Source organism: Acidicapsa dinghuensis (genome assembly GCF_025685685.1).
GTDB classification, from domain to species: domain Bacteria; phylum Acidobacteriota; class Terriglobia; order Terriglobales; family Acidobacteriaceae; genus Acidicapsa; species Acidicapsa dinghuensis.
This window is the reverse complement of sequence record NZ_JAGSYH010000004.1, coordinates 151,507-174,805: the sequence shown is the minus strand read 5'-3', so window position 1 is coordinate 174,805 and position 23,299 is coordinate 151,507. Positions and strand designations below refer to the sequence as shown.

Genomic DNA, 23,299 nt, shown 5'->3' with positions numbered 1-23,299 from the left:
TGAAAACCGTCACAGACTATACCCAGATCAGCAGATCGAAGCTTGCTTTCGACGGCTAGTGCTTGCGATTTATGCGAGGCTTGCTTTAGTCAGTGGCTCGAACGAAGAGCGAGCATTAGAGCCGGGCTTTCCTAATCGCAACGAAGCGCAATAACGGGATCGACGTGCGTCGCGCGGCGAACAGGAATATAGCAGGCAAGCAGCGCAATACCTGCGAGTAAGAGCGAAACAGCGCTCAATGTGGCTGGATCGCCTGGTCCGACCTCGAATAACAGGCTGCGGATCGAACGTGAGAACGCCAATGATCCGGCGAGGCCGATTGCACACCCCATCGCAACAAGAAGGAAACCCTCGTGCAGAATCATCCCGACCACGGCCGCCCGGCTCGCACCCAAGGCCATCCGAATACCGATCTCCTTTGTACGCAGGGCAACTGTGTAATGCATCATCGCGAAGATACCTGCTCCTGCGAGCCCCAGCGCGAGTGCAGCGAACAAACTCAGGAGCAGCGTTTGAAAACGGCGGGGAAGATTCTGTTCCTGAAGCTGTGCTCCCAGCGTAGTCACATCCGTGAGGACTGCGGAATGATCGAGCGAGCCGATCGTATTGCGGAGAACCGCCTCACTCGCGTCTGTATACACCACCAGATTCTCAGTGTCATCCAGTGACTGCGACTGGGTCTCATAGATCTGCGCGATCGGTGAGCGCTCCAGGCCGCTGCTGTGCATGTCCTTTACAACGCCGATCACTCGAACCCATTCATCGTTTCGCCCGCGGGCATCGAAGCCTTTGATTCCTTTCCCGATGGGATCGGTCCCTGGCCAGTATCGGCGTGCCATAGTTTCGTTGATAATCACCACCGGCGTAGTGTTTTTGGTGTCTTCATCGCTGAAGAAGCGGCCTCTGAGCAAGGGGATTCCCAGTGCCTGAAAATAGTCACCGCTAACAGTCGCCCACGTCATGGGCGTCCACTGCTCTCGGGTTTCCAACGCACGTCCTTCCACTGCGCGCAAGCCAAACTTCGCATCGTTGCCCTGATAAAACATCGTGCTAATCGCACCAACCGCGCGCACCCCAACCAAGCTGCCGATGCGAGCCATCGCTTCCCGATAAAGTGCGGCGCGCCGGTCGGACGGTAGCCCACTTCCGAACCGGAGCGTGGCCGCCAATACACGGGCTGTGCGAAATCCGGGATCGACGGACTGAATAGCAAAAAAACTGCGGATGAGAAGGCCGGCACCTGTAAGCAGGACCACGGCAAGCGCAACCTGCGCCACAACGAATGCGCGGCGCATCCAATGCGAATCGGCCCCGCTTGTGGTCTGCCGGTTCCGCGCTTGTCGTGAAATCCGCATAGCCGGAGCGAATCCAAACAGCATTCCGGTTGCAAGAGATAAGCCCAAACTGAATACGAGCACCGGCACATCCAGACGTGCCTCTCCAAGCCGGGCGATTCCATGCGGAGCCAGAGCGATCAATGCCCGGACACCGAGAGCCGCAAAAGGCAAACCCAATGCCCCGGCAAGACAGGAAAGCAGCAGGCTCTCGGTCAGCAGTTGCCGAACGATGCGTCCGTTACTCGCCCCAAGCGCACTCCGTACCGCAATCTCCTCACTGCGGGCCGCGCCTCGCGCGAGCAGCAGGTTCGCGACATTGGCACAAGCGATCAACAATACCAAAAGGACCGCGCCCGACAGGATTGCGAGCATAAAAGGAACGGTTTTGCCGTGGACCTGTGCCGCGAGCGGGACGAGGCGCATGCCGCGGTCTGCGTTGTCGCTCGGATATTGCGCTGCGAGACCTTGGCTGATCACTTCGACTTCCGCGCGCGCCTGATCCAGGGTCGCATCGGGACGGAGCCGGCCGAGGATGGGGCCGAAACCGTGATTTCTTCCGCTTCGCCGAATCTGCCACCCTGGGATCGCGGATGCGGGAGTCCAAAGAAGAGCTCCTTCGGAAGGGAAGGCGAATCCCTGCGGCATGACTCCGACGATCTGAGACGTCAGCCCGTTCAATTGCACCGTCTGACCCAGGACACTCGGTGAACCGCCAAACCGTGATTGCCACAGCCGATAGCTCAGCACCACCTGGTGGCCATCGGGTTCGTCAGTGACGAAGGTTCGGCCCAGCACTGGTGCGCGACCCATCAGGCCGAAGAAATCGCCGTAGACTGCTGCGTATTCGATCCAGTCTGCCTTGCCGTCGATCGAAAAAGACGCCTCGACCTCTCTGTAGGTGGCCAGGTTTTCCAGAGTTCGGGTTCGCTTTCTCCAGTCTTCGAAATTCGGCACGCTGGTGTTGTTTTCAAGGGAATTGTTTACCTTGTCGGTGCCCCACAACATCACGATGCGGTCCGCATTTTGATAAGGAAGCGCGCGTAACAGCACCGTATGCACCACGCTGAAGATCGCTGTCGTTGCGCCGATCGCGAGCGCCATCGACAGCACCGCTACCGCGCTTACAAGGGGATTCGAGCGCAGGTTTCGCGCTCCATACCGAAGATCCTGCAGGATGGTTTCGAGCCAGACAAGCATGTCGGCTTCGTAGGACCTCTCCCGTGACAATGTGGCGTTACCAAAGCGTCGGACTGCATTTGCACGGGCTTCTTCCCGGCTCATACCTTTGGCGACGCCATCAGCAGTTCGTGCTTCGATGTGATACTGCAGCTCTTCGTCAATTTCGTCGCAGACCCTGGTGCGTCGAAGTATGTTCGTCAAGCGGTTGAACCATGCCACTTCTGCCTCCTATGAGAACTGCAGGACGCGCGCCACCGCGCTGGTCAAAGCGGCCCAGCTTTTCACTTCGTCTGCAAGCTGCTTTCGACCCGCAGCGGTGATGGAGTAATAGCGGGCGCGGCGATTGTTTTCTGAGAGTCCCCATTCGGAATGCAGCCAGCCAGCCTGTGTCATGCGGTGGAGGGCTGGATAGAGAGACCCCTCTTCCAGTCGAAGGATTTCCTCGGAGACCTGCTCAATGTGAAGCGTGATGCCATAACCGTGCAATCGGCCACGGGAGACAAGAGTCTTCAACACCAGGAGATCGAGAGTCCCTTGAAGGCGATCATTCGTGTGCTTATGCATGGGTCTCCCATAGCCAGCTATGGGTATATAGTGCATTCAAAGCGCATTCGATGTCAATCCTCTCTCTTGTGCTCCATGCTTTGCATCGTTCCGGGACTTTCCAGTCGCTGATCAACCCGGATTGAGAATGGCAAGACCCGCCCGCTCCCCGAGCGGGTCGAATCAACAGTTGACTTCAGGCCAAATCACATTTCCAGAACTGCGGCGGCTGGAAACGCGAGTTGGCGATTGACCACTCGTCGAGGAAGCCTTAGCAAGTCAATTGACAAAGATCACATGCCCGAAGCGTAGGTTTACATCCAAACGAAACCGCGCTTCGATTCAAAGTGTCTATTCGGTTCTGGCTATGTAGTATGCTGCTGTTACCAGGCTCCTGGCTATACGGTGCCAACATCCTGAGATGCACGATCGGTTACGAGGAGAGGTGATGCGTAAACGTTTGTGGCTTGCGCTGTCAGCCTGCCTATTTGCCCAGCGTGCGATGGGACAGACCGTTGACGGCTCAGCGGCGCTTCGCGAGAAGGCAGTAGAGGAAAATCTCCACTACTTGGCCGTGATCAAAGGTCGTCCAGATCCGGGCATGTCATTGGCGGATCAGATGTCGCGTTTGCATGTGCCGGGTGTGAGTATCGCGGTGATCCACGATAAACGAATCGATTGGAGTAAGGGCTACGGGGTGAGGCGCCTCGGTGGACCGCCTGTTTCTGGGTCGACTCTGTTTAGCGCCGCGTCCATGAGCAAACCGGTAACCGCCATGGCCGTTCTCCGGCTTGTGCAGGAAGGCAAGATCGATCTGGACGTGGATGTGAACACCTATCTGAAGAGTTGGAAGATTCCAGTCAATGAATACACGAAGAACCATCCCGTAACTGTGCGGGAATTGTTAAGCCACACTTCGGGAATCGGAACACATGGCGGCATGATTTACGATCCGGATAAGGGCGTGCCGTCGATGCTTGAAATGTTGGACGGAAAGCCCCCGGCAACGACACCCCCAGTTCGCGTGGAATCGGAGCCGGGCACGAAGTATGCGTATGCCAACGGTGGATACCTGATCCTCGAACTCTTGATCACCGAGCTTACCGGTAAGCCTTTCGCAGAAGCCATGAAAGAGTTGGTGCTGGCGCCGGTTGGAATGAGCCAAAGCACCTATGAAGCACCCCTGTCTCCTGCGAAAGCAGCAACCGCGGCAACGGCTTACGAAGAGAATGGGACGACCGGATACGCGGCCGCACATATTGTCGAGCCAAACGCAGCGGCGGGCGGATTGTGGACCACAGCAACCGGCTATGCAAAATTTGTGATGGAGTTGCAGAAGGAGTACACGGGAGAATCTCACCGTGTGCTCAATCAGAAGATGGCGCAGATGATGGTGACGGCGGGCCTGGGGCCATCGGAGAGCATCCGGTGGGGATTGGGCGTGCGCGTAGGAGGAACCCCGCCGCATATTTACTTCGAGCATGGCGGGTCCGCAGTCTATCAATGCGACATGGTTGGGTATCCGTCAGGAGACGGAGTAGTCGTGCTGACCAACGGTGGTGGGGGCGGCCAGCTCTCCGACCAGGTTGTCCGCAGTGTAGCGCAAGCGTACGGTTGGCTCGATTTTCAGCCGGTTGAGCATACCGTAGTACCGGTCGATCCATCGAAATTCGGTCGCTATGTGGGTACCTACGATTTCATCAAAGTCACCCAGGATGGAAACCATTTGATGGCGGAGATCCCCCTCGGATCAAAAGCGCAGGAGTTATTTCCAGAGTCCGACACGCAATATTTTCTTCGCGATGCACCAACGCGTGTCATCTTCGACCTGAATACGGATGGACGTGTGACCGGGCTGGAGTTCATCACAACCTATGTTCATTGGCACAGAGAAAAGAACCCGTAGTCGCTTTGATTCACGTCAGCGCTTTGCTGGCCTGCGCAAGAAGGGTGGAATCTAGGTTGTTGCTAACAAGGCTTACCAAGTTTCCAGAATTCGACGGGCTCGAAATGCGGTTTGGCGATTTGGTGTAAACCGAGAATCGACACCGCACACCCCAGTGTGGACCAAGCAAGTGGCGGCCTGATATCAGACCCAGCCCCACAGTGAGGTTTATCTCCCTTCGGCTATTGACAGCATCGCCTATCTGTTCCACTATTACGTCATGCGTAATACTACGCGACACGTAGCAACCGCCAGAGCAGACCAGTTTTCTGATCCGTCGTTACTGGTCCTCGCCAGCCTGGCCGACGGCCCCAAACACGGGTACGCCATGATCGAGGAGATCGAGCGCATGAGCGGCCAGAGGCTCGGCCCTGGCACACTGTACGGCGCAATTACTCGGCTGGACCAGCAGGGGCTCATCGAAGCACTGGCCGTCGAGGATCGCCGCCAGCCTTACAAGCTAACCGCAGTCGGTCGCCGCGTGCTTCGTGCTCGGCTGCTGGCGATGCAACAAGTCGCTCTTGTCGGCCTACGCAAACTGGAGGCACGATGACGCCGGTAACCGCTGAACGTCTGATGTGCCTCTACCCACGCTGGTGGCGCAGGCGCTACGGACGGGAATACGCGGCTCTACTCGAAGAGCATCCGTTTTCCTTCACCATCGTGGTCAACGTTCTTTGTTCCGCAGGAAAGACGCACATGCACACTGCAATTTCGCAACAACGCAATGAAGGCATCGCTGCTGGCTGGATCTGGTCTGCGTGGATGGTCGCCATCCTCGCCGGCCTCATTCTTTACGGGATGGTTGATGACTCTCCACTGATGACTGCCATGGGTCACAACGCTATCTTCGCCGGTAGCTGGAAGCTCATACAGGCGGGTTGCCTCGTTGCCGCTGCGGCCGTTACCGCCGCGGGATTTCCTCTCTTCTGCTCCGCAGTCCTCGCTGCGGTGCGTGAGCGGCGACGCCGTATTTACCTGCGGCTCTCGATTCCGGTCCTCTGTGTGTTGGTTCTGATTGCCTGGATCGCTTCAGTCCTCATCGTGACGAGTGGACACTGGGCTGCATCGCCGTGGGCGGTGGCCTTTTCCCGCCCAGACTGGCCGTCCGAGCCTATCCGCTGGATCACTGGAGCGGTCAGCGCGGCACTCCTGGTTATGACCTGCATGGCGAGCGCCGTCAGCGTTTCACAAATCATGCGTGCCGGCCAGTTCCCGGAATTGCGTATCTCGTTATCGAGGTTCAAGCTCCGGCTCACACCCCTGTCGTTTGCAGCAGCGCTGGTCCCTGTGGCGGCGACCGGCATGCTCCTGATGCTCTCTGGTGCGGTGGTCTGGGGATTCATGGCCAACCGTCTCGCCTTCCGCGCCACCGGCGGCCCACTTGGCCTCTCGGGTCTGACTTCCTGGATACTCAGCACCACCCTATTCGGATTTGCAGCTGTCATGTCCGCTCATGCAGCATGGCGCAGCCGGACGTTTCCCACTGACTGTTAGCTCAATGCACCATCCATTTCACTGCGTGGCCTAGCGAATATGCCGGAATCCTTCGCAATCGAAACTCGTGACTTGGGCTACCGTTTTGGTTCGCTCATCGCCGTCGAAGCACTCAACCTTCGAGTACCAAAGGGATCCATTTGCGGGTTCCTCGGCCCGAACGGCGCCGGCAAGACCACAACCATCCGACTGCTGCTTGGCTTGCTCAACCCAAGCAGCGGGAGCGTCCTGATTGATGGCCAACCCTTTTCATCCGCACGTCGGCATTTGCGAAGTCGGATCGGCGCATTAATCGAAACTCCATCGCTCTATCCGAATTTGTCAGCGCGCGAGAATCTAGAGGTATTTCGACGGCTTCTCGAAATCGATTCGGCAAAGATTTCGGAGGTCCTGCACCTTGTCCGGCTCACCGATGATTCTGATCGGCTCGTGCGAACCTACTCGCTTGGAATGAAGCAACGTCTGGGGTTGGCCGTAGCTTTGCTGGGCTATCCGGGCCTGGTCATTCTCGATGAGCCTGTCAACGGCCTTGACCCAGCCGGAGTACACGAATTCCGTGATCTTCTACGCGCCCTTGTGAAGCAACATGGGGCAACTGTATTCCTTTCAAGTCATCTGCTGGCTGAGGTTGAGCAGATTGCAGATCATATTGCCATCCTGAATCGCGGCCGCCTTTTGTTCCAAGGTTCGCTTGGTGCGTTCCAGGCTCAGCGCAACAAAATACTGATCCTTCGCGTGGACCGCCCCGAGGACGCTGCTTCAGTTTTACGACTAAGTGGCTGGCAGGTCGAGAGACGTCCCAATGGCACCCTTTCTGTGACTATCGCTCAAATGTCCGATACGGCTGCTGTCAATGCACTCCTAGGGGCAAACGACTTGGCTGTGTATCACCTGGCTCAAGAAGAAGAGTCGCTTGAATCGTTGTTCCTGAAAGCTACCGGACGATTGGAGGAGCATGTCTGAGTTGGCAAGAGCGATATCTGCCGAGTCTCTGAAGCTGAAGCGCACGCTGGCATTGCGCCTGGCCGTAATCGCGCCCCTGTTTATCGTCGTGCTGCAACTTGGTGTTTACCTGGCGCGCGGCGAGGCAGTGGAGCGCGCTGGCACAAACCCTGCCACCGGATTTGCACGCGGAATAGTTACCTTGTGGACCCTAGTCTTCTTGCCGTTTTGGGCAACTCTCGCGGCTTCACTTTGTGCTTCGCTAGATCACAATGGGAACCATTGGGATCATCTTTTCGCATTGCCCATACGCCGTTGGCCAGTTTTTGCAGCCAAGTGGATTGTGGTTTTTGCCCTTGTGGTTCTAAGTTCGATCTGCCTGCCGCTCTTCGCAATTACTGCGGTCGAAATCCTCAAGTTGGTGCATGCCGAATGGAGAGGAGTCGCGCTGCCATGGCGGCTGTTGCTGAACGGAGTAGGACGGAGTTGCGGCGCATGTTTGCTGCTCATCTCTCTGCAGTGCTGGCTTAGCCTGCGTTGGCGCAGCTTTCTGGTCCCGCTTGGAGTCGGAATTGCAGGAATCATGTCCGGAATTATTCTGATCTCTGCTCCATTGAGACTGCTCAGCTTGTATCCCTGGACCGCCCCAGCGGCTGCAGCTTCTCCGCATCAACCGCTGTTGGCACTCGGCTGGGGTCTGTGCGGTGGTTTGGCTATCTCTCTGATTGCCTGCTGGCAGCTCGCGGCTCGAGAGCACATTTAAGGAACAGCAGAGGTCTGGAAGGGCTGTCCGTAGGATCGCATTCAAGGACCGCTCGCTCAATCAGCGAGCCAATTTTCGCATTCTCGCCGGAGCCCGCTCGTTAAATTAACTGTGGAATGCGAAGTCGGCCAGCGTCCGACGGCCCGGCCGCCTAGGCTGTCGCCTGTCGCTTTCAGGCCAAAGCACTCGTTGAGCCGGGGTTCGGAGTATTCGGGGAAAATTGGTATCGAGAAACAGGCTAGTATCCCGAAATCCCGCACCGCAGGAAGTTCAACGCAATTTCTGCAGTTCCTCGATCAGCTCAAATAGCTCGACGTTAAGCGCGACAAACCGGCGCACAACGCGGATCGCGTTCTTCACTTCCTCGGGCTTGTGTGGTGAGAAGACGACTCCGAGAGTTGGTTCTGCGCTGACCTCGAGCATGTGCTGGCTTTCCTCATCGAAACAGGCAACGATGGCATCGTGGTCCTTGAAGGCGACCACCAGACTTGGCAGGGGGATGGAATCGTATCCGCCGTCCTCGCGAAAATTGGGATCGATCGGCAGTCTGAACCTCGAGAGGACGTCGATCCTGCGCAGCTTCGCAATCCATGAACCAAAGCGTCCGTTCCGGTGCTCGACGAGAAGACGGCGGGCATGGCGAACGAAGGCACAGTGATCTTCGCGCTTCAAGGTGCGCTGAAGGCATTCTGGAAGTGCCTTTTCGACATTGGGAAACTCGAACTGGTCGCGGTTCTCTTGGTCGTCCTCGGCGTATTCCCGCATCTGTTCTTCGTACTGGAGAGCGTCATCGTGGTTGTAGATCCGCATCACGCGATAAAGCGCATAGGTCAGCGTCCAGTAGAATGCGGCGCCAAGCCCGGCTGCTTCCGCCTCAAGCGCCTCAATGGCCGGGCCGATCCTGAGATACCCGGCGCTGCCGCACTCGATTGTTACTGCCAGGCACCCCTTGCCGAGCGACACATCCTCGCCGTCTCGTTCCGCCACGTCGCTCACTGAGAGGTGATATTCCACGTTGCGTTCGAGAAGATTCCATCGCCGCTCGCCGATGTTCTCCTTGATGGTGCGCTGGGCAAATGCCACGCTGCTGCCTTCGCACCTCTCCCATGTCCCAGGTCGTGTGAGCCCCTCTCGCACGAGAGCTGCGCAGAGTTCGTACAGGAGTTCCGCGCGAAACTCATGGCTATAGGCGGTTGGGACACCATCGAGCGCAGGCAGCGCTTGAAAGAAGGCGGGTGCCAGCGTTGCTACGCCAGTGGAGGCAGAAGCTCGGTAGGCGCGGCGAGCAGTTGGTTGTCGTTGCCGGCGTATCGATCCATGGCTTCGACTATCGAACGTGACAATGCTAGAGACTCTTTGCATTGGGTGTGCCTCACAAGCATCTGACTCGATTCAGGAGGCGAAGTCGCCGTCTTCGTCTTGAACAGCGCAATCAACTCTTCCGCAGTCATTGCCTTCGCAGGCACGGATCAACCTTTTGTGCCGATGGCGCGGCTGAAGGTGTAGCGCAACACCGAACCGGTCGCTTCGGGACCGGAAACCGACGCTGTAGCAATCTCCGGGTAGTTGGGTGTCAGCAGGTCGCGCACCTGTTCCACCGATAGGTCGGGGCCCGGATCGGGGATGCGAATCCCGTTGTAGTGGAACTCGCGCACCAGGGCTTCTACTTTGAGGGTACTCATCGACATACTCCTTGTTGGAGGTTGGAACTACCAAAGCTGGACGACATTCGAAGTCAAGCGTCCGCAATAAACTGGTATCGTCCAATGCTTACGATCTTCGACAACGTCGTCAGTAAAGAGAACGACCACACCGAGTTGGTTCGCAACCTGATGGATCGCAGCCCGCAAATGGCCGCAAGATTCCTCTCGCGTCTCACCGAGGCGAGCATTACGGCGATGGACGCGGCCAAGCTCACCTATCGAACGCAGCAATCGTTTGCAGGACCGGACGGTCGCCAGATTCCGGACATCGTTGTCCTCGGCGAGGACTTTCAGTGCTTGATTGAAGTCAAGGTTGATCCCGAACTTGGTCTAACACCGAAGCAGTTGGTCGGGTACGCCAGCTGCTTTTCGATGGAGAAAGTACACAAGCACCTGTGTTTTCTTGTGCCGAATGACTGGAAGCACTCGCACATTCCGGGCCAGATCCGCGACACTCTTCGGGACAAGCATGTGCATGTCCATCGCTGTTACTGGCAGGATCTGATCCCAGAGCTTTCTGAATGCGTCGCAATGGTCGAGGACGGTCTGCTGAAGGAAGTTGTGAGTTTCTGGAGATGGAGGTTTGAGATCAGCCCAATGACTCTCGAAGAGCGCGAATTCATGAAGACCTGGTCCGGCGAGAAATACCGTGCCATGCAGAAACTCGAAAAAACCATCGACCAGGCCAAGAAGCTTTTTGATGCAAGACAGCACAAGACGGAATCCGAGACCGATGTCACTGCCTATGGCTTTTACGTCAAGCGCGGGGACCTGTACCTGCTCTGGATCGGGATTTGGGATGCTGCGCCGGCACCGCTGAGCTACGGCTATCAGTTGGAGAGTCCGCATTGGCTGAAACCTTTGAGCATTCCGTCCGGCGGCACGACTGTACCCGAAGGCGCTACGACTCCGAAGAATCGCTACCATCTCTGGGCGCTCCCGCAGGAAGCCTGGGACAACGCGGAGAAGGTTTACGCTTTGGCCGCTTCCTGGCTTGACACGTGTCTGCCAAAAGTCAACGCAACACCTTGATGATCTGCTGTAATCAATATGGGAGGCTCAGAGCCGTGTCGGAACCGCGGCTCCCCATCGAAGCTGCTTAGAAGAGGCTGATCTGGACCGGGACATCTAAAGAAGTGTCCTTGGTGCTAGAAATGGCCTGTGGATCCTGCGCGCTCTCGGTGAGCGCATTCTCAGCCGGCCTGGGTTGCGATACTTCGCCTCGAGCCGCTCTAGGTCCTTGAGTTCAGCGGCCCTCAGTGCTTCTCCAGCTCTCAGTCCGAAGCGAGCAAGATAGTTTCGGTCATGCACAACCCGCTGGATCGCCTGTTCAACGTCGCTGAATGTGAACTCCGGATGACCGTGGCAGGGCCAGCGGAGCGTTTTCTCAACGAATGCGGCCTTGTGGCGTGCCCGTGTGAACCAGGTGTCGTAGAAGCCGGCGCGATCATTGTGCGCGATGTTACCGAAGGTCATCGAGAGGCGGCTGTAGAGTTTCTTAGTGAACAGCTCCTGCGGGCAGTCAGCTTCCAGGAAATGCAGCAGCGCATTGCCGAACTCCGCCTTGTCGGTCGCGGATGAAAATTTGGTGGGTACAAACTCGGAAGGAAGAAGAGGGCCTTTCGGCATCGCATCCTCGTATACAAAGCAAAGGGCCAGCCGAAGCTGGCCCGACGCTTTGCCGGAAGCAGGCCGAACGCTTCGGCCTCGTTGGAACTACTCTCCCAACGAACACGTTATCATCGTCGGGTATTGGTGTGAGGTCAATTCATTCTTGAAGAAGTCACAAGCGTGCCAGCTTCTTACGGACCCAATAAATGATTACGCCGCAATAGGGTCGCAGCGCGTCATTGTGACCCTCTCCACTCCAGTCTTGAAGAACCTTTTCCCAGTCACCTTTCTTCAAGGTGCCTCCTCGCATCCCAAGCAGCTTCTTCAGAGAATATAGAACCTCTTTGCGCTGGTTTACGAGAAAGGGATGGTTCAGATTGAGTACAGAGTTGATCTGCTCATCGAGGAGTAGGTTCGACGACGTGATGCGGCCATCGTTGAGATAGTGGAGCACTGCCTCGACATCATGACTTGGGTCCGCAGGGTTCCGACAAAGATCCCGCTCCCCCTTATATGTATCGCAATGCTGATCTCGGCCTGGCTTGCCTTCGCCTCCCATACAGGAGCCAAGGAGATTCGAATACACAAGGCGCTGGTTAGGATGTCCACTATGAGAGGTCCAGTGCTCGATCTTCATTGCGCCGATCTCTGCTCGAATCCTCGATTGGCAATAGCAGCACAAGCCGCGCTGTTCAGACTCTAAGGAATCTCGCAATCCGTCTTTATCCGGATAACCGTTGTAATCGGTTGGATTCGTAGCTCGCCAAGCTGTGAGACTCGGCGGTTCAGGTCGCTTTGTGATGTTCCTCATTGGGTCGTTTCCAGAAGGTTAATCAGCGTGTTCGCGCCGGTGACCTCTGGATCGGCCTGACCCAACTTCTGCTCCACCTCGCCGAGTGTCTTTTTCGCCTCACCCAGATCCTCGCGGTCGATCTCGTTCGCCATCTTCGACAGCAGGCTTCTCGTCTCCTCGTTCCGTCGGCTCACGTGCATCACCTCTTCGAGGATGCGGCTCGAGTCGATGCCGAACGAACGGGACGGCGGCGTGGCCTCTTCCCCTTCGAGAACCCTGATCTCGTGTGGCAATGCCTCTCCGACCAGTTGGGGCGAGTGTGTCGTAGCGATGAACTGAACCATCGGGAACGTTCGCTTGAGATCATGGATGACGCGCCGCTGCCACTTGGGATGAAGGTGGAGGTCCAATTCATCAATGGTGACAACTCCAGGTGTGCGGTTCAGAACATCCTTCTCAAGGTGAGGATTGAGAGTGACGGCTCGCTTTGCCAGGTCCCCGATCAAAGTCAGCATGACTCTCTGGCCATCGCTCAGGTTCGAGAACATCTGATGTCCCATATGCTGCATGACAACGATCAGTTCCTGATAACGCTCGTCGTAATAGACCTTCTGGGCATCCTCGACACAACCGATGATCGCATCTTTGATCACTGAGAGAGCGGTTGTCTCGCTCTGCCGTTGCTGGCTCGCCGAAACCTCGGCACGAATCCACTTCAGAAGGTCGGTTTGCTGGATCTCAAAGGCGGTGCAATTCCGATAGCCGTCGAATCGCGACGGATACCGTCTGACTGGCCCTTTCTTGCTCTCTCGCTTTCGCTGCGGAGTCTCGTACCAAAGGCGCTCAGTTCCGTAGGAGCATACGAGGGGCAGCGTTACTGATTTCCCTGCCCGAACGAACTGGTCGGTCTCAGCAGCAATCAAAGCGAGATCTTTCGCGCCAACCGTTGTGGTACGCCCGCCATCTCGACCCAGTTCCCGGCTCCACGAAACCTCGCGGTCCATCACCGTGCCGATGAACTCAACTCGTGCTGGAAACTGCTTTTCAAAGGTGACGACATCGCTATGAGGATGGGGAACAACATGCACTTCTTCCTGTGAAATGCTCCCAATACCTTCAACGCTCTTCATCCCGATAAACCAGCTATCGAGACCAACCTGGATGGCATCGAGGATCGTTGTTTTTCCTGACGCATTGTCGCCCACGAAGAGGTTGAACCGCGGATCGAGTGGGACCTCGAACGCGCCGAACCTCTTATAATTGTTCAACTTGATACGATCAATTCGCACCCGAACTCCTCGTGGTTCCAATCATTTAGTGTATCGCGACCGCCCGGATCCGAACTAGCAGAAAGGCTACGGCCGGGGCCTCTGTAGTTATTCACAAGGGCAACCGCGGCCGAGGTTGCGGTCTTAGCCGGCTACCCTTGCGTCACGCCGCCAGCTTTAACGAGCGAAGTTTGCGGTAGAACGTCGTCTTGCCAATGTCCAACATCCGCGCCGCTTCGAGCGGCTTGCGATTGGATCGTCGGTAGGCGGCGACGATCATCGCTCGTTCCATATCGACCATCGTTGGAAACGGGACCTCTGTCGAGAACTGTGCTAAAAGGGCTGGCTCGGTCTGTGCGACAGCCTGCTTAGTGAGTAACTGTGTTGCCTCTGTAATCAGACGCTGCGCCTGTTCGAGGCTCGCCAGGCACTCTGGGGCCTTGTCCACAATGACCTTCTCAACAACTCGCTCGACAATCTTCACGACCTGCTCGGGCAGCGTGGCGCCACAGCGTCTGCAATTGTCCCGGTCCCGCCACTGCACTAGTTCGCAACTTCGGCAGCGAATTTTCTCCCGTTCTTCGTTCATTTGTTACCTCCAACGATTGCACATCTGAATTTCAATCAAACAGGCTGAGCTGGACGCTGGCTTCTGTTGCGGTCGGCCGGAGCGCCGCCTTCTTCCGTTTCTTTCCTGCCGTAGCTGGTTCGGTCAAATCCATTCCGAAGGGGATTGGTACGGAGCCTGAGGCTGGCTGCGCCGGTCGTTCGAGAACTGGATCGTCGGATTCTCCCGGTTCAGGTTCCGTCACAGACACCGTGCGCGGCTGCATCTTCTCCCGTTCCTGATCGAGTTCGCGCCATACGGCATTCGCAGACTCCCCGACACCTGCTTTTTCGACCAGTTCGCGCGCCATCGCGCTCATCAGATCTTCGTCGGTGTCGAGCGCCTGCAATCCCTCTCCCGAGAACTTGCCCTCCATCATGAGGGCCACGAGCATCTTCTTGCCCATGAGACGCAGGCACGTCTCCTGCATCGTGCCGGAGTACGTGACAAACTTCACCCGTACCGGAAACCTCTGCCCAATGCGCCACGATCTACGGCTTGCCTGACGCAACGTGTGGAGGGAATAACCGGTCTCGTAAAAATAGAGCGTCGGAAACGCCAGAAGGTCGAGGCCCGTTTCGACTAGCTTGGGATGGCAGACGACGACTTCCACACCTGCTTTCAACTGCCGGTCGTACCAGTCTTCGCGTTTGTCTGTCGGCACTGAAGAACGCAGGACCGCAACGCGCATGCCCTCCTGTCGCAGCACGGTTTCGAGTCTCTGTGTGACGTCCTTTTCACCGGTATAGGTCGCATAAATCTGGCATCGTCGGCCTTGACGCAGTTCCTCCTTCACATCGGCGACGAGAGCCCGCTCTTTCGCATAAAGCGGTTCCTCAGGAAGATTCTCGGGCGCCGTTACCAGGAATTTCACATACTCCTTTGTCTGGGGATCGAACGCGCGTGCCCAGATCTCGTCGAAGCCGTAGGGATGGTCGGGATAGAGCAGAAGCGTATTAAGCAAAATGCTCATCAGGCTCTTATTGCCGCGATGCTCGCGCATGGCCGACCGTATCTCTTCCTCCAGCCGCTCGTAGGCCTGTTGAAGCCCAGGGTCCATGTCGACCGAGAGGACGCTTTCGTCGTACCGAGGCAGATTGTCCGAGATGTCTTCAAGGGCGAGGAACGCCGTCGTATTCATCAGGAACTTGCCGAAGAGTAACGGTGAAGCTCCGGGCTTACGGAGAACGCGAACCGTTTTCTTCGTAGCCCGTGAACAGGCGTTGTCGGTCTCTTCGATCTTCTCGATGGTTTCGAGAACGCCGTACTGCTCCTGAAAGTCCCGCCGTCCCTGGCCACCGTATGCAAAACCCTCGCACACCATCGCGCGCGGCTCCATGCGCCAGAAGATGTTGAAGAGGTCATCGGCATAGCCGCCCATGAGCGTTCCGGTAAGCGCGATCAATCGCCCCGCAGCGCGTCCGAGTACGCCGAGTGCGTTGCCTTGCGCTGTATCGCCAGCTAACTGGTGCAGTTCGTCGGCGATAGCGAAATCGAACCAGCTGGCCATGTAGCGGCCGATGTATTCGATGGGAGCCATACGCTGGATGCGTGTCCGGTCGGCCTGCCAAAGTGCGGAAAACCGTGTCGTACCTCCGCGCGGCGCGGTCAGAACCTCGGAAACCTTTTGCTTGTCACCGAAGTCGAGCGCAGTGAGCTTCTCCATATCCGAGTCGAGGATGCTCATGCCTGAATCGGGATTGACGACCCCTCCCAGATTCGGCCCGGACTTCGCCTTGAGATATACGTGCTCCCAGAAGTAGCTGAGCTTGCCCTTGTCTTTTCCGGTGATGAAGAAAGTTGGGCCGGTAAAGCGCATCCTCCATTCCTTGCGGCTCATCCGGCGCATCTCCGCCATACTCAATCGCTTGCCTTCGTAAATGATCTTCCCCTTGTTGAGCTTCACTTCGCACACGCCATGCGGCTTCGCTGGATCGCCGCCGTTGCGCATGTCCTCGATAAGAAAGGTCCTGGCGCGGGGCACAGTAAGAAGCACTTCACGTGCCCATTTGTGCGTGATGTGCGAAGGGCACATGACGAGCGTCGTGCTCGGCTGACCTCCGGAGAGGGCGTGGATGGTGCCCAAAGCCATATAGGTCTTGCCGGCGCCACATTCGGCCACGATCCGGGCGGCCTTCTCCTTGCGCAAATACTTGACGGTTCCGGTGATCGCGACGGCCTGCGCGGGCAGCGGCTTGCGGAGAAGCGTTTGAAGCGAAGGATCGACTGGGTCTTTCGTGCTCTGGAGCGGTGGGTACGTCTCAACGATGCGCTCGGCCAGCAAAGGGCCGAATTGGCGCAGGTAGTCGAAGGTCGTCTCCATGGAGATACCTCCCAAGAAAAGTGTCGTTTGGGATTTGCGGCGGAAAAGCGAGAAAGAGAGAGTAGCGGAATTTTACGAAATCTGCTCAGCGACAGTTTCCAATATAGTCGGCACTGAGACCTCCGGCCATCGGATCGGGCCGCTCATCACGGGGAAGGTCAACGCCTGCGAGCGGAGACCTTCGCCTAGCCACTCGAGCATTTCCTCGGTCGATACTGAAATCAAGACGGGCTCGCAGCCGATCCCGTCAATCTCCTCGATCCGTTTCTTCCTCTCAACGACTCCGAGAACGTAGTCCGCCCAGGCGGAATCGGCGGGAAGACCCAAGAAACTTACGAGCGTAGCCCATGCTTCCGCGCGCCGGTAGCGCAGCAGAAGCGTTCTTCCGGAGGTGCCGTTGGTGTGCAACTCTTGAGAAACGGCGAGCAGGTGACGCACGGGATGTTTGCGTCCTGGAAGAGCCACGGCGCCCTTGTAGCAGGAGGCGTGTTCGCCGAGCGTGACTTCCTTAGTCGTCCCATCGGGAAAAGTAAGGGTGAACGTGGCCTTTTCGTGCACCGCTGCCGTGATTGCTCCCACGTCGGAGTCGTTTCCGAAGACGCTCAACAGATGCGCCTGCCGATCTTCCCCCATATAACGGTCGACCCGCAAACGAATGCGGGTCGACGCCTTCTCTGTCATACGCACATATTCAAGCAGCCCGAGCCGCAGATGGGCATTCTCCATCGGCTTCGTCCTCCTTATTCGGCGGCGTCTCCGTCAACTTGAGCGTCCGGCCGTCCGCATAGACCAGGCGAAGCTCGTTCGTCCACCGCTCCCGGTGATGAATAACCTCGGCATCGCCCTCCTCTTCCACGAACGTCGTCACATGCTTGACCGAGCGCCAGCGGGCTATGTGCCGGTCGTCTCCCTCACCGAAAACGCCGTCTAAGAGCCCTGCGGTGCAGAGCAAGCCCACGTGACCGCCGTGCAATGGCGTGATGGGCCTCCCGGTCGCCACGTTGTGGTGCGGCAGGAGAAGAGGTTCCGCCTGTTTCCAAGCTCCCGAGTGTGGCAGAAGGTCTTCGACCAGGTCGTACGGGAGTCCGCGATAACTCATCTCGACTCGCCCCGATGCCGGCACCGAATAAGGCGTGCAGACACTTGGTTCAAGTGCAGGCAGCTTCTGAAAGCTGCCATACAGGCCGATCGCCTGGAGTTGTCGCTTGTTGTTTTCGATAGCCGCCCCACGGACCTCACGGCGCAGTCCAAAGACAGCAATCTGCCGGTATTGGACCGAATCCGGATCGGTCATTCGAAAAACATTCAGGGCGGCAAAGTGGGAACTGAGAATACCGGCGCAGTCGTGCAATCGCTCGAACGGAATCACAAGAACAAGGACTCCCTCCATCACCAGCCAACGATAGGTGTGCTCCAGAAAGACAGTCTCCATCCGGCGATTCGCGATCGAGCCGATCTCAGAATCGTAGGGCGGATTTAGATAAAGGAGGGAGAATGATTCTGCTTTCGCAATCGCATCAAACGTATTGCCTTGTATCGTCTCAATCCCACTCGTGCTGGCGATACGTGCACGCTCAGCATCGAGTTCTATTCCATAGCGTCGGCCGGACGCCTCGCTCGTTATCAAGTGCAGCGCGGCGCCCTGGCCAACACAAGGGTCGATTACTGAGGCTGCGTTCACGTAGGTGAGAAGAGAGCGAAGTTTGATGCCTTCGCTCGGAGGCAAGGGGTAATACCCCATTTTGAGGCGGGCGGCGTTGCGCATGGCTTCACCTGTTTTGCCTTGATTGTTGTTGGGGATATGTGGTGGTGGCCAGGTCAATGAGTGCCTCGCCCTGAAATCGCAGATCCAGAGTCCACATCGGGGAACATTTGTCCGCGTCCACCAAGCCAACTACTGCGCGTGCAGCGGCTTTTCGCGGTGGGTCAGAACGTAGGCGGCGACTACGGCAGCGCTGAAGCCCGCCCCAGCACCAATGCCCAGCGACCAGCGCGGGCCGAAGTGGCTGGCAACCCATCCGGTGATCGGTGCGCCAATTGGTGTTCCTCCCAGTGCGATAGCAACACGCAGGGCCATCACCCTGCCTCGCATTGCCGGTTCTGTTGAGAGTTGCATGATGCTGTTGGTGCCGTTGCCGAAGATCAGGGCGGCCGCGCCCATGATCATCAGAGCGGCCGCGAACCACCAGTATCCTTGCGCGAACGCGCCCAGGGTACAACCGAGCCCAAATACACCGGCGGCCGTCATAAGCGAAGACAAGGTTTGTCTCTTCCGGCTGGCGGCGAACAAAGCTCCGGATACAGTGCCTACGGCCATCAACGAGGAGAGCAGGCCGAATGCGCGCGCATCGGAGTGAAAGATGTTCACTGCCATGGTCGAGATGAAGATCGGAAAATTCAGACCGAAGGTTCCAATCAGAAACAGCATCACAAGGATCGCCCTGAGATTCCTCCTACTCCACACGTAGCGAAGACCCTCCAGAAATCCAGATGCAGTGCGATGCGCTCTCGCGCTGCTGTGCAGTTCCGAGAGACGGAAGAAGGACATCGAGAGAAGAACTGCCGCAAATGAGAGCCCATTCAGAAGGAAGGCCCATGCTATTCCGGCGCTTGCGATTACTAGACCCGCGACGGCGGGTCCTATCATCTGGGCAGCAGTAAATGAGGTTGAGTTCAATGCCACGGCATTGGAGAGATCTTCATCGCCGACCATCTCTGCTACGAATGTCTGCCTTACCGGAGCATCCAGAGCCGCAGCGCAACCGGAGAGAAACGACAGCAAATACACGTGCCAAAGCCGGATGACTCCGGCGAGGGTGAGCACTCCAAGGATAATCGCAAGCACGCCCATCGCCGCCTGGGTGAACATCAGAAGCTTGCGCTGATTGGAGCGGTCCGCGGCCAGTCCCGTCCAGGGCAAGAGGAGAAGGAGCGGGGCGAACTGCAGGCCGATGACGATGCCCAGCGCCGACGCATCGTGATGAGTAAGTTGCGTCAGGACAAGCCAGTCCTGTGCGACGCGCTGCATCCAGGTGCCGATGTTGGAAATCAGGGCGCCGGCCGTCCACAAGCGGAAGTTGAAGCTTCTCAGGGAGCGAAAGGTGCCGGAAGCCGGGTTCTTCATGCGCGCGATGGCGAGTTGCCCCCATGGAACTGGCCAAAGTGACGCGCTGAAAAGACACTGATGAGCAGCGCGCCCAGGCCGAAAGCGATGACGTGGCTTGTCTCTCGCGGATGGAAAGCTCCAACGTGCGCGATGAGTAGATATCCAACTACCGCGTTGAAGAATCCCCAGACGACATTGACCGTTGAAGAAGAGAGCCCCCGGCCAGGAGGTTTTGCAAAGGGGCTTTGAAAGGGGCGCCCCATCGTGCCGGTGACAAAGTGAGGGATGGCGTTTGCTCCAAAAGCGCCTCCAAAGAAATACGACATAAGCCAGAGCCAATTCATGACGCAAAACTCCTTTTTCTCACCGACAAAGCGGACATAGATAAAAGCAAGACGCCGTGGGTTCAATCCTCAGTCAGCCTTTTAAGTAGCTCGAACGCCGCCCGAAGTTTCTCCTGCTCTTGAACTGAAAGTTTCTGGGAAATGGTGGTGGCAAGCCAGTCCTGTCTCGCGGATCTACCGTCCTGAAGCCATTTCAGGCACTTCGGTGTAAGCGACATCAGGGTTTGGCGCCCATCGCTCGGGTCAGGTACGCCCAACACCAAGCCGGACTCCTGCAACGGCGCAACGATAGCGCTCATGGACTGCGGACGCATCCCTTCCACTCGCGCCAGGCCTGAAACGGTGGCTGAACCGTCCTTCTCCAATCGAAGAACGACAGAGATCTGTGACGCCGTCAGGTCATTGCCGCTCCCATGCTCGCGGTATCGTAGCTTGAGCTTGCGGAAGACCGCACGCATCTCGGCAGCAAGCGTCCAAGCGAGCCCGGTTTGAATAGGAGATCTTTTGGTGCTCACCAAATCAATATCTCATATATACAGTTAAACTGTAAAGTCAAACTGTACACATGTCTACCGCGCGGACTGAGACAGGCCTCAAAACGTTGCCGGTCTTTCGCATAACGCGATTCAGAAGTAAGGAGTTCTCGCTTCACGCGAAATCGCCGAGTATCAAATGGAGCCCGAAGCCAGTGCTATCAGGCTGCAAGCGCTATCGCAGGAGCAGGCTCTGGATCCCATGGATTCGAAAACAAGGGCGCCAGCTCGATGATCCGCTGCGATCCGCACAACCCGCATCGTCCAAGTGATGTCGAGACCGTTTCGCAGGTTTGACAGTAGACTGCTCTTTCCACTGGAATCGAGATGAGCCCGGGCTCTGACCGAATCATCGTGACATTCCGCATAGATGCTCCAGTCTCAGAGTCGTTGTGACGTGCGTTCTATCAAGCGACGGAGCGGGCGGCTTCCTCCTCCAGTTCAGTCACAAGTGTTTTCAGGGATTCGAGCCGAGGAATGGTTGTCATCGACTCGATTTGCAGTTTGTCCATAACAGCAATGAATGATGCCTCGCCGAGCTGCTGTGCCAAGGAATTCGCCTTGTGAACGCCACGAACGGCGCGCTCCATCGCTTCTGCGACGTTCGCCTGGAACTGTGCGTTAGGGATGTCATTCGCTCGATGCGTGTGTCCGGCGCGCCAGAGGATCTCACCGTAGAGTGCGTTCCCCAGAATGCGCCGGAATCCCTCGATTTTGGTTGTTGTTCTCTGATCGATCGGACCGTGGTGTACAGCCGGAGGCCGCGGGCCGCAGGCGGGGTTGCTGTTCCCGACTGTTTGATTTGTCTTCGGAAGAGCCCATGCCGGAAGCGTTGGAAGCTTGATGGGCCTGCCCCGGTTGTCGAGCGGGACCCAGGTTTCCGGCAGGTTATAGAGATACCGGCCAAGGCCAAAACAGCTCGATGCCCGCTTAAAGGATTGCGCTTCCGCCGCGGTCATCGCGTTCTGTTCGTCAGCCCACTGCTCGCCGCTTCCCGTGTGGGTTCCCAGCCGCGCTATCGTCAGCGCGCACGTGACGAGGACCTTGCCGGTCTGGATGACCTTGTCCCGTTTTATCCGAGTCACAGATGACACGGTGGTGACGTCGTAATTCCTGGTCCACCCACTCGGAGTAAAGAGCTGGTTGAGACGGTCCGTGTAGGCGCGCGGGTCTGCGAATGCGATTACCGCACCGCGGCTTCCGTCGTGCGTGGTATGCGTGACCCGCCACTTGATCTCGGACGAGTGAAACGGCTCCGCCAACTGCGTGAATAAAGCATCGGTATCTACTACTGCCTTCGCTTCGTTGCTTGCCATCGCTTTGCTCCTCAAAAACAAAGGCGCTCTGGAGAGCGCCCAGGTCATGCTTTCAATTGCTCGGCAGCGAGAAGGGGATGTCGGACGGATCGAGTTCTTCATCGCCAAACTGGGCGTTCATGTCCGATTTCCGGTAGCCAGAATCAAGCGGGCTCCGGTCCGATTGGCTCTTTCCGGTGGTGCCGACTGAGGAGCCGTTTCCATTACTATTCAAAAGCGTCAGGTCAAAGACCACAATCTCGGTCCGATTCCGCTTCTGACCGGATTCCTTGTCGTCCCAGGAACGGGTCTGGATCTTGCCTTGGATGAAAACCTGCGTGCCCTTTTTCACATGGTCGCGAACGATCTCAGCTGTCCGTCCGTATGTGACGACGTTATGCCACTCCGTTTTATCGGTCCAGTTGCCTTGTCGGTCCTGCTGTCGCTCGCTGGTGGCAAGCGAGAAGCTTGCGGCCAGCATGCCGCCTGCGGTCGAACGAATCTCAGGTGCCTTGCCAGCGTACCCGAGCAGCAACGCCTTATTGACACACTTTGCCATGATGTGACTCCTCTTTTTGCGGTCGTAGTCGCGTACATTGTCGAGCGCATCGGACCGCGAAATCTCGAAGTACGCTCCGTCGAGATACCGATAGAACCTGCAACCGTCTTGGCTGATATTGAGGTATCGGCGCGTCAGACGGTGCTTGTAGAACTCGATCTCTCCGGCGCGACCCATGTACATGAAGTTCCCCAGTTCAGTCACTGGGACGGCACGCTCAAGAGGAGCCCAGTTTGGCTCGCCTACGCTAACAACAACTTGACTGCGGTCTGTCACGCTGGCTGTTCCTTCTCAGTAAGGTGATTGATTACCGCCACCATCGGCGGCACTCCTACGTGCGTGTGTTTGCAGCCAACGCAGCAGACGGCTGCGGTTGTTTTTCTGATCGCCTCTTCAAACGGCGGTGGGAGAGGCAGCACTTCTCCGGCACGGCTATAGAAAATGGGCGCCACCTTTCCTCGGAGCCCACGATTCTCTCCCTTCCAGAGGTCCACGGAAAGAAGTCCATCTCTGCCTCGAAAGAGCGGCTTCGCGACTATCTGCGGGCGTGCTCGTTCTGGAATGCGCGACAGCGTATGGAGCGTGATCGCCAGTTCCCAGGTCCGTTCGCTGCGAAGCATCTCAATGCGCACCATTCTTTCCGCGAGATAAATGGCATGACGGCCATTCACGGCAATCGAGTGGATGGGCTGTAACCACGGCAATGGCGACCCGTCCTCCGCGACGAAGGCGCAGGCTCGCCCCATGTCGGAGACTGCACCCCCGGATTCCACGCCGCGCAGTACATAGCGCCCGGCCAGGTGCTGATGCTCGAGCGAGATTCCAGGCGTGCAGTAGATGCCTCTTTTCTGAAGAGCTTTAAGCACGTTGGACGGTATTGCCAATCCGTAAAGAGCATGCCGAGAAGAGGCGGGTCCGGTTCTATGTCTTTCGGAAATACGCATCGTATCG

At 57.3% G+C, this 23,299-nt stretch carries 24 protein-coding genes; 6 read left to right on the top strand and 18 right to left on the bottom strand.

Annotated features, from left to right (window positions below; translation table 11 throughout):
- Positions 1-131: 131 nt before the first annotated feature.
- Positions 132-2,735, bottom strand: a complete 2,604-nt coding sequence (locus tag OHL22_RS11795) for an ABC transporter permease (protein ID WP_263337303.1) — start codon at positions 2,733-2,735, stop codon at positions 132-134.
- Positions 2,736-2,744: 9 nt separating this feature from the next.
- On the bottom strand, positions 2,745-3,080 hold the full coding sequence (locus tag OHL22_RS11790; protein WP_263337299.1) for a PadR family transcriptional regulator: 336 nt from the start codon (positions 3,078-3,080) through the stop codon (positions 2,745-2,747).
- A gap of 427 nt (positions 3,081-3,507) precedes the next feature.
- On the opposite strand from OHL22_RS11790, the gene OHL22_RS11785 reads away from it, so the two are divergent.
- The 5 genes from OHL22_RS11785 (at position 3,508) to OHL22_RS11765 (ending at position 8,206) form a co-directional block, all read left to right on the top strand.
- Positions 3,508-4,965, top strand: coding sequence for a serine hydrolase (locus tag OHL22_RS11785; RefSeq protein WP_263337296.1), 1,458 nt, complete (start codon positions 3,508-3,510; stop codon positions 4,963-4,965).
- Between the two features lie 259 nt (positions 4,966-5,224).
- Entirely contained in the window at positions 5,225-5,557 is a 333-nt protein-coding gene (locus OHL22_RS11780; RefSeq protein WP_263337293.1) for a PadR family transcriptional regulator, read from the top strand.
- Positions 5,554-6,501, top strand: coding sequence for a hypothetical protein (locus tag OHL22_RS11775; RefSeq protein ID WP_263337290.1), 948 nt, complete (start codon positions 5,554-5,556; stop codon positions 6,499-6,501). The genes OHL22_RS11780 and OHL22_RS11775 overlap by 4 nt, the downstream gene beginning before the upstream one ends.
- Before the next feature lie 39 nt (positions 6,502-6,540).
- Positions 6,541-7,464 carry an ABC transporter ATP-binding protein gene (locus OHL22_RS11770; RefSeq protein WP_263337289.1) on the top strand — a complete coding sequence of 308 codons (924 nt, stop codon included), beginning with the start codon at positions 6,541-6,543 and terminating at the stop codon, positions 7,462-7,464.
- Positions 7,457-8,206, top strand: a complete 750-nt coding sequence (locus tag OHL22_RS11765) for an ABC transporter permease (protein ID WP_263337286.1) — start codon at positions 7,457-7,459, stop codon at positions 8,204-8,206. The genes OHL22_RS11770 and OHL22_RS11765 overlap by 8 nt, the downstream gene beginning before the upstream one ends.
- 270 nt (positions 8,207-8,476) lie before the next feature.
- Here the strand turns inward: OHL22_RS11765 and OHL22_RS11760 are convergent, their stop codons facing one another.
- From OHL22_RS11760 to OHL22_RS11750, 3 genes are all read right to left on the bottom strand, one after another.
- Positions 8,477-9,289, bottom strand: coding sequence for a hypothetical protein (locus tag OHL22_RS11760; protein WP_263337284.1), 813 nt, complete (start codon positions 9,287-9,289; stop codon positions 8,477-8,479).
- A gap of 164 nt (positions 9,290-9,453) precedes the next feature.
- Positions 9,454-9,672: a hypothetical protein gene (locus tag OHL22_RS11755; protein ID WP_263337281.1), complete on the bottom strand. Its 219-nt coding sequence runs from the start codon at positions 9,670-9,672 to the stop codon at positions 9,454-9,456.
- Positions 9,673-9,675: 3 nt separating this feature from the next.
- Entirely contained in the window at positions 9,676-9,888 is a 213-nt protein-coding gene (locus OHL22_RS11750) for a PRTRC system protein C (RefSeq protein ID WP_263337278.1), read from the bottom strand.
- 84 nt (positions 9,889-9,972) lie between these two features.
- Between OHL22_RS11750 and OHL22_RS11745 the strand changes: the two genes are divergently transcribed.
- Entirely contained in the window at positions 9,973-10,941 is a 969-nt protein-coding gene (locus OHL22_RS11745) for a PD-(D/E)XK nuclease family protein (protein WP_263337275.1), read from the top strand.
- Positions 10,942-11,037: 96 nt separating this feature from the next.
- Here OHL22_RS11745 and OHL22_RS11740 read toward each other — a convergent pair whose 3' ends face one another.
- The 13 genes from OHL22_RS11740 to OHL22_RS11680 form a co-directional block, all read right to left on the bottom strand.
- Positions 11,038-11,538 carry a hypothetical protein gene (locus tag OHL22_RS11740; RefSeq protein ID WP_263337274.1) on the bottom strand — a complete coding sequence of 167 codons (501 nt, stop codon included), beginning with the start codon at positions 11,536-11,538 and terminating at the stop codon, positions 11,038-11,040.
- Positions 11,539-11,692: 154 nt separating this feature from the next.
- Positions 11,693-12,331 (bottom strand): retron system putative HNH endonuclease, encoded by a 639-nt coding sequence (locus OHL22_RS11735; RefSeq protein ID WP_263337272.1) that lies wholly within the window; start codon positions 12,329-12,331, stop codon positions 11,693-11,695.
- The gene (locus tag OHL22_RS11730; protein WP_263337270.1) at positions 12,328-13,602 is read right to left on the bottom strand and encodes an AAA family ATPase; all 1,275 of its coding nucleotides are present in this window, start codon (positions 13,600-13,602) and stop codon (positions 12,328-12,330) included. The genes OHL22_RS11735 and OHL22_RS11730 overlap by 4 nt, the downstream gene beginning before the upstream one ends.
- Positions 13,603-13,744: 142 nt before the next feature.
- Positions 13,745-14,170: a helix-turn-helix domain-containing protein gene (locus OHL22_RS11725; RefSeq protein ID WP_263337268.1), complete on the bottom strand. Its 426-nt coding sequence runs from the start codon at positions 14,168-14,170 to the stop codon at positions 13,745-13,747.
- 31 nt (positions 14,171-14,201) lie between these two features.
- Positions 14,202-16,511, bottom strand: a complete 2,310-nt coding sequence (locus tag OHL22_RS11720) for a DEAD/DEAH box helicase family protein (RefSeq protein ID WP_263337266.1) — start codon at positions 16,509-16,511, stop codon at positions 14,202-14,204.
- 72 nt (positions 16,512-16,583) lie between these two features.
- Positions 16,584-17,237, bottom strand: coding sequence for a hypothetical protein (locus OHL22_RS11715; protein ID WP_263337265.1), 654 nt, complete (start codon positions 17,235-17,237; stop codon positions 16,584-16,586).
- Positions 17,203-18,333 carry a DUF6094 domain-containing protein gene (locus OHL22_RS11710; RefSeq protein ID WP_263337263.1) on the bottom strand — a complete coding sequence of 377 codons (1,131 nt, stop codon included), beginning with the start codon at positions 18,331-18,333 and terminating at the stop codon, positions 17,203-17,205. Before OHL22_RS11710 ends, OHL22_RS11715 begins: the two co-directional genes overlap by 35 nt.
- 72 nt (positions 18,334-18,405) lie before the next feature.
- Positions 18,406-19,635: an MFS transporter gene (locus OHL22_RS11705; protein WP_263337260.1), complete on the bottom strand. Its 1,230-nt coding sequence runs from the start codon at positions 19,633-19,635 to the stop codon at positions 18,406-18,408.
- On the bottom strand, positions 19,632-19,961 hold the full coding sequence (locus tag OHL22_RS11700; protein ID WP_263337259.1) for a hypothetical protein: 330 nt from the start codon (positions 19,959-19,961) through the stop codon (positions 19,632-19,634). The genes OHL22_RS11705 and OHL22_RS11700 overlap by 4 nt, the downstream gene beginning before the upstream one ends.
- A 62-nt stretch (positions 19,962-20,023) precedes the next feature.
- Positions 20,024-20,476, bottom strand: coding sequence for a MarR family winged helix-turn-helix transcriptional regulator (locus OHL22_RS11695; RefSeq protein WP_263337258.1), 453 nt, complete (start codon positions 20,474-20,476; stop codon positions 20,024-20,026).
- Positions 20,477-20,901: 425 nt separating this feature from the next.
- On the bottom strand, positions 20,902-21,810 hold the full coding sequence (locus OHL22_RS11690) for a Rad52/Rad22 family DNA repair protein (RefSeq protein WP_263337256.1): 909 nt from the start codon (positions 21,808-21,810) through the stop codon (positions 20,902-20,904).
- A 52-nt stretch (positions 21,811-21,862) separates the two neighbouring features.
- The gene (locus OHL22_RS11685; RefSeq protein ID WP_263337254.1) at positions 21,863-22,624 is read right to left on the bottom strand and encodes a single-stranded DNA-binding protein; all 762 of its coding nucleotides are present in this window, start codon (positions 22,622-22,624) and stop codon (positions 21,863-21,865) included.
- Positions 22,621-23,292: a hypothetical protein gene (locus tag OHL22_RS11680; protein ID WP_263337253.1), complete on the bottom strand. Its 672-nt coding sequence runs from the start codon at positions 23,290-23,292 to the stop codon at positions 22,621-22,623. Before OHL22_RS11680 ends, OHL22_RS11685 begins: the two co-directional genes overlap by 4 nt.
- Positions 23,293-23,299 lie beyond the last annotated feature (7 nt).

What these genes read in the sequence shown, in the direction of transcription:
- OHL22_RS11705 (WP_263337260.1), bottom strand. Translation starts at nt 19,635, where the DNA reads ATGAAGAACCCGGCTTCCGGCACCTTTCGCTCCCTGAGAAGCTTCAAC.
- OHL22_RS11765 (WP_263337286.1), top strand. Translation starts at nt 7,457, where the DNA reads ATGTCTGAGTTGGCAAGAGCGATATCTGCCGAGTCTCTGAAGCTGAAG.
- OHL22_RS11715 (WP_263337265.1), bottom strand. Translation starts at nt 17,237, where the DNA reads ATGGAGAATGCCCATCTGCGGCTCGGGCTGCTTGAATATGTGCGTATG.
- OHL22_RS11735 (WP_263337272.1), bottom strand. Translation starts at nt 12,331, where the DNA reads ATGAGGAACATCACAAAGCGACCTGAACCGCCGAGTCTCACAGCTTGG.
- OHL22_RS11740 (WP_263337274.1), bottom strand. Translation starts at nt 11,538, where the DNA reads ATGCCGAAAGGCCCTCTTCTTCCTTCCGAGTTTGTACCCACCAAATTT.
- OHL22_RS11775 (WP_263337290.1), top strand. Translation starts at nt 5,554, where the DNA reads ATGACGCCGGTAACCGCTGAACGTCTGATGTGCCTCTACCCACGCTGG.
- OHL22_RS11680 (WP_263337253.1), bottom strand. Translation starts at nt 23,292, where the DNA reads ATGCGTATTTCCGAAAGACATAGAACCGGACCCGCCTCTTCTCGGCAT.
- OHL22_RS11725 (WP_263337268.1), bottom strand. Translation starts at nt 14,170, where the DNA reads ATGAACGAAGAACGGGAGAAAATTCGCTGCCGAAGTTGCGAACTAGTG.
- OHL22_RS11720 (WP_263337266.1), bottom strand. Translation starts at nt 16,511, where the DNA reads ATGGAGACGACCTTCGACTACCTGCGCCAATTCGGCCCTTTGCTGGCC.
- OHL22_RS11770 (WP_263337289.1), top strand. Translation starts at nt 6,541, where the DNA reads ATGCCGGAATCCTTCGCAATCGAAACTCGTGACTTGGGCTACCGTTTT.
- OHL22_RS11690 (WP_263337256.1), bottom strand. Translation starts at nt 21,810, where the DNA reads ATGGCAAGCAACGAAGCGAAGGCAGTAGTAGATACCGATGCTTTATTC.
- OHL22_RS11750 (WP_263337278.1), bottom strand. Translation starts at nt 9,888, where the DNA reads ATGAGTACCCTCAAAGTAGAAGCCCTGGTGCGCGAGTTCCACTACAAC.
- OHL22_RS11780 (WP_263337293.1), top strand. Translation starts at nt 5,225, where the DNA reads ATGCGTAATACTACGCGACACGTAGCAACCGCCAGAGCAGACCAGTTT.
- OHL22_RS11790 (WP_263337299.1), bottom strand. Translation starts at nt 3,080, where the DNA reads ATGCATAAGCACACGAATGATCGCCTTCAAGGGACTCTCGATCTCCTG.
- OHL22_RS11785 (WP_263337296.1), top strand. Translation starts at nt 3,508, where the DNA reads ATGCGTAAACGTTTGTGGCTTGCGCTGTCAGCCTGCCTATTTGCCCAG.
- OHL22_RS11700 (WP_263337259.1), bottom strand. Translation starts at nt 19,961, where the DNA reads ATGAATTGGCTCTGGCTTATGTCGTATTTCTTTGGAGGCGCTTTTGGA.
- OHL22_RS11745 (WP_263337275.1), top strand. Translation starts at nt 9,973, where the DNA reads ATGCTTACGATCTTCGACAACGTCGTCAGTAAAGAGAACGACCACACC.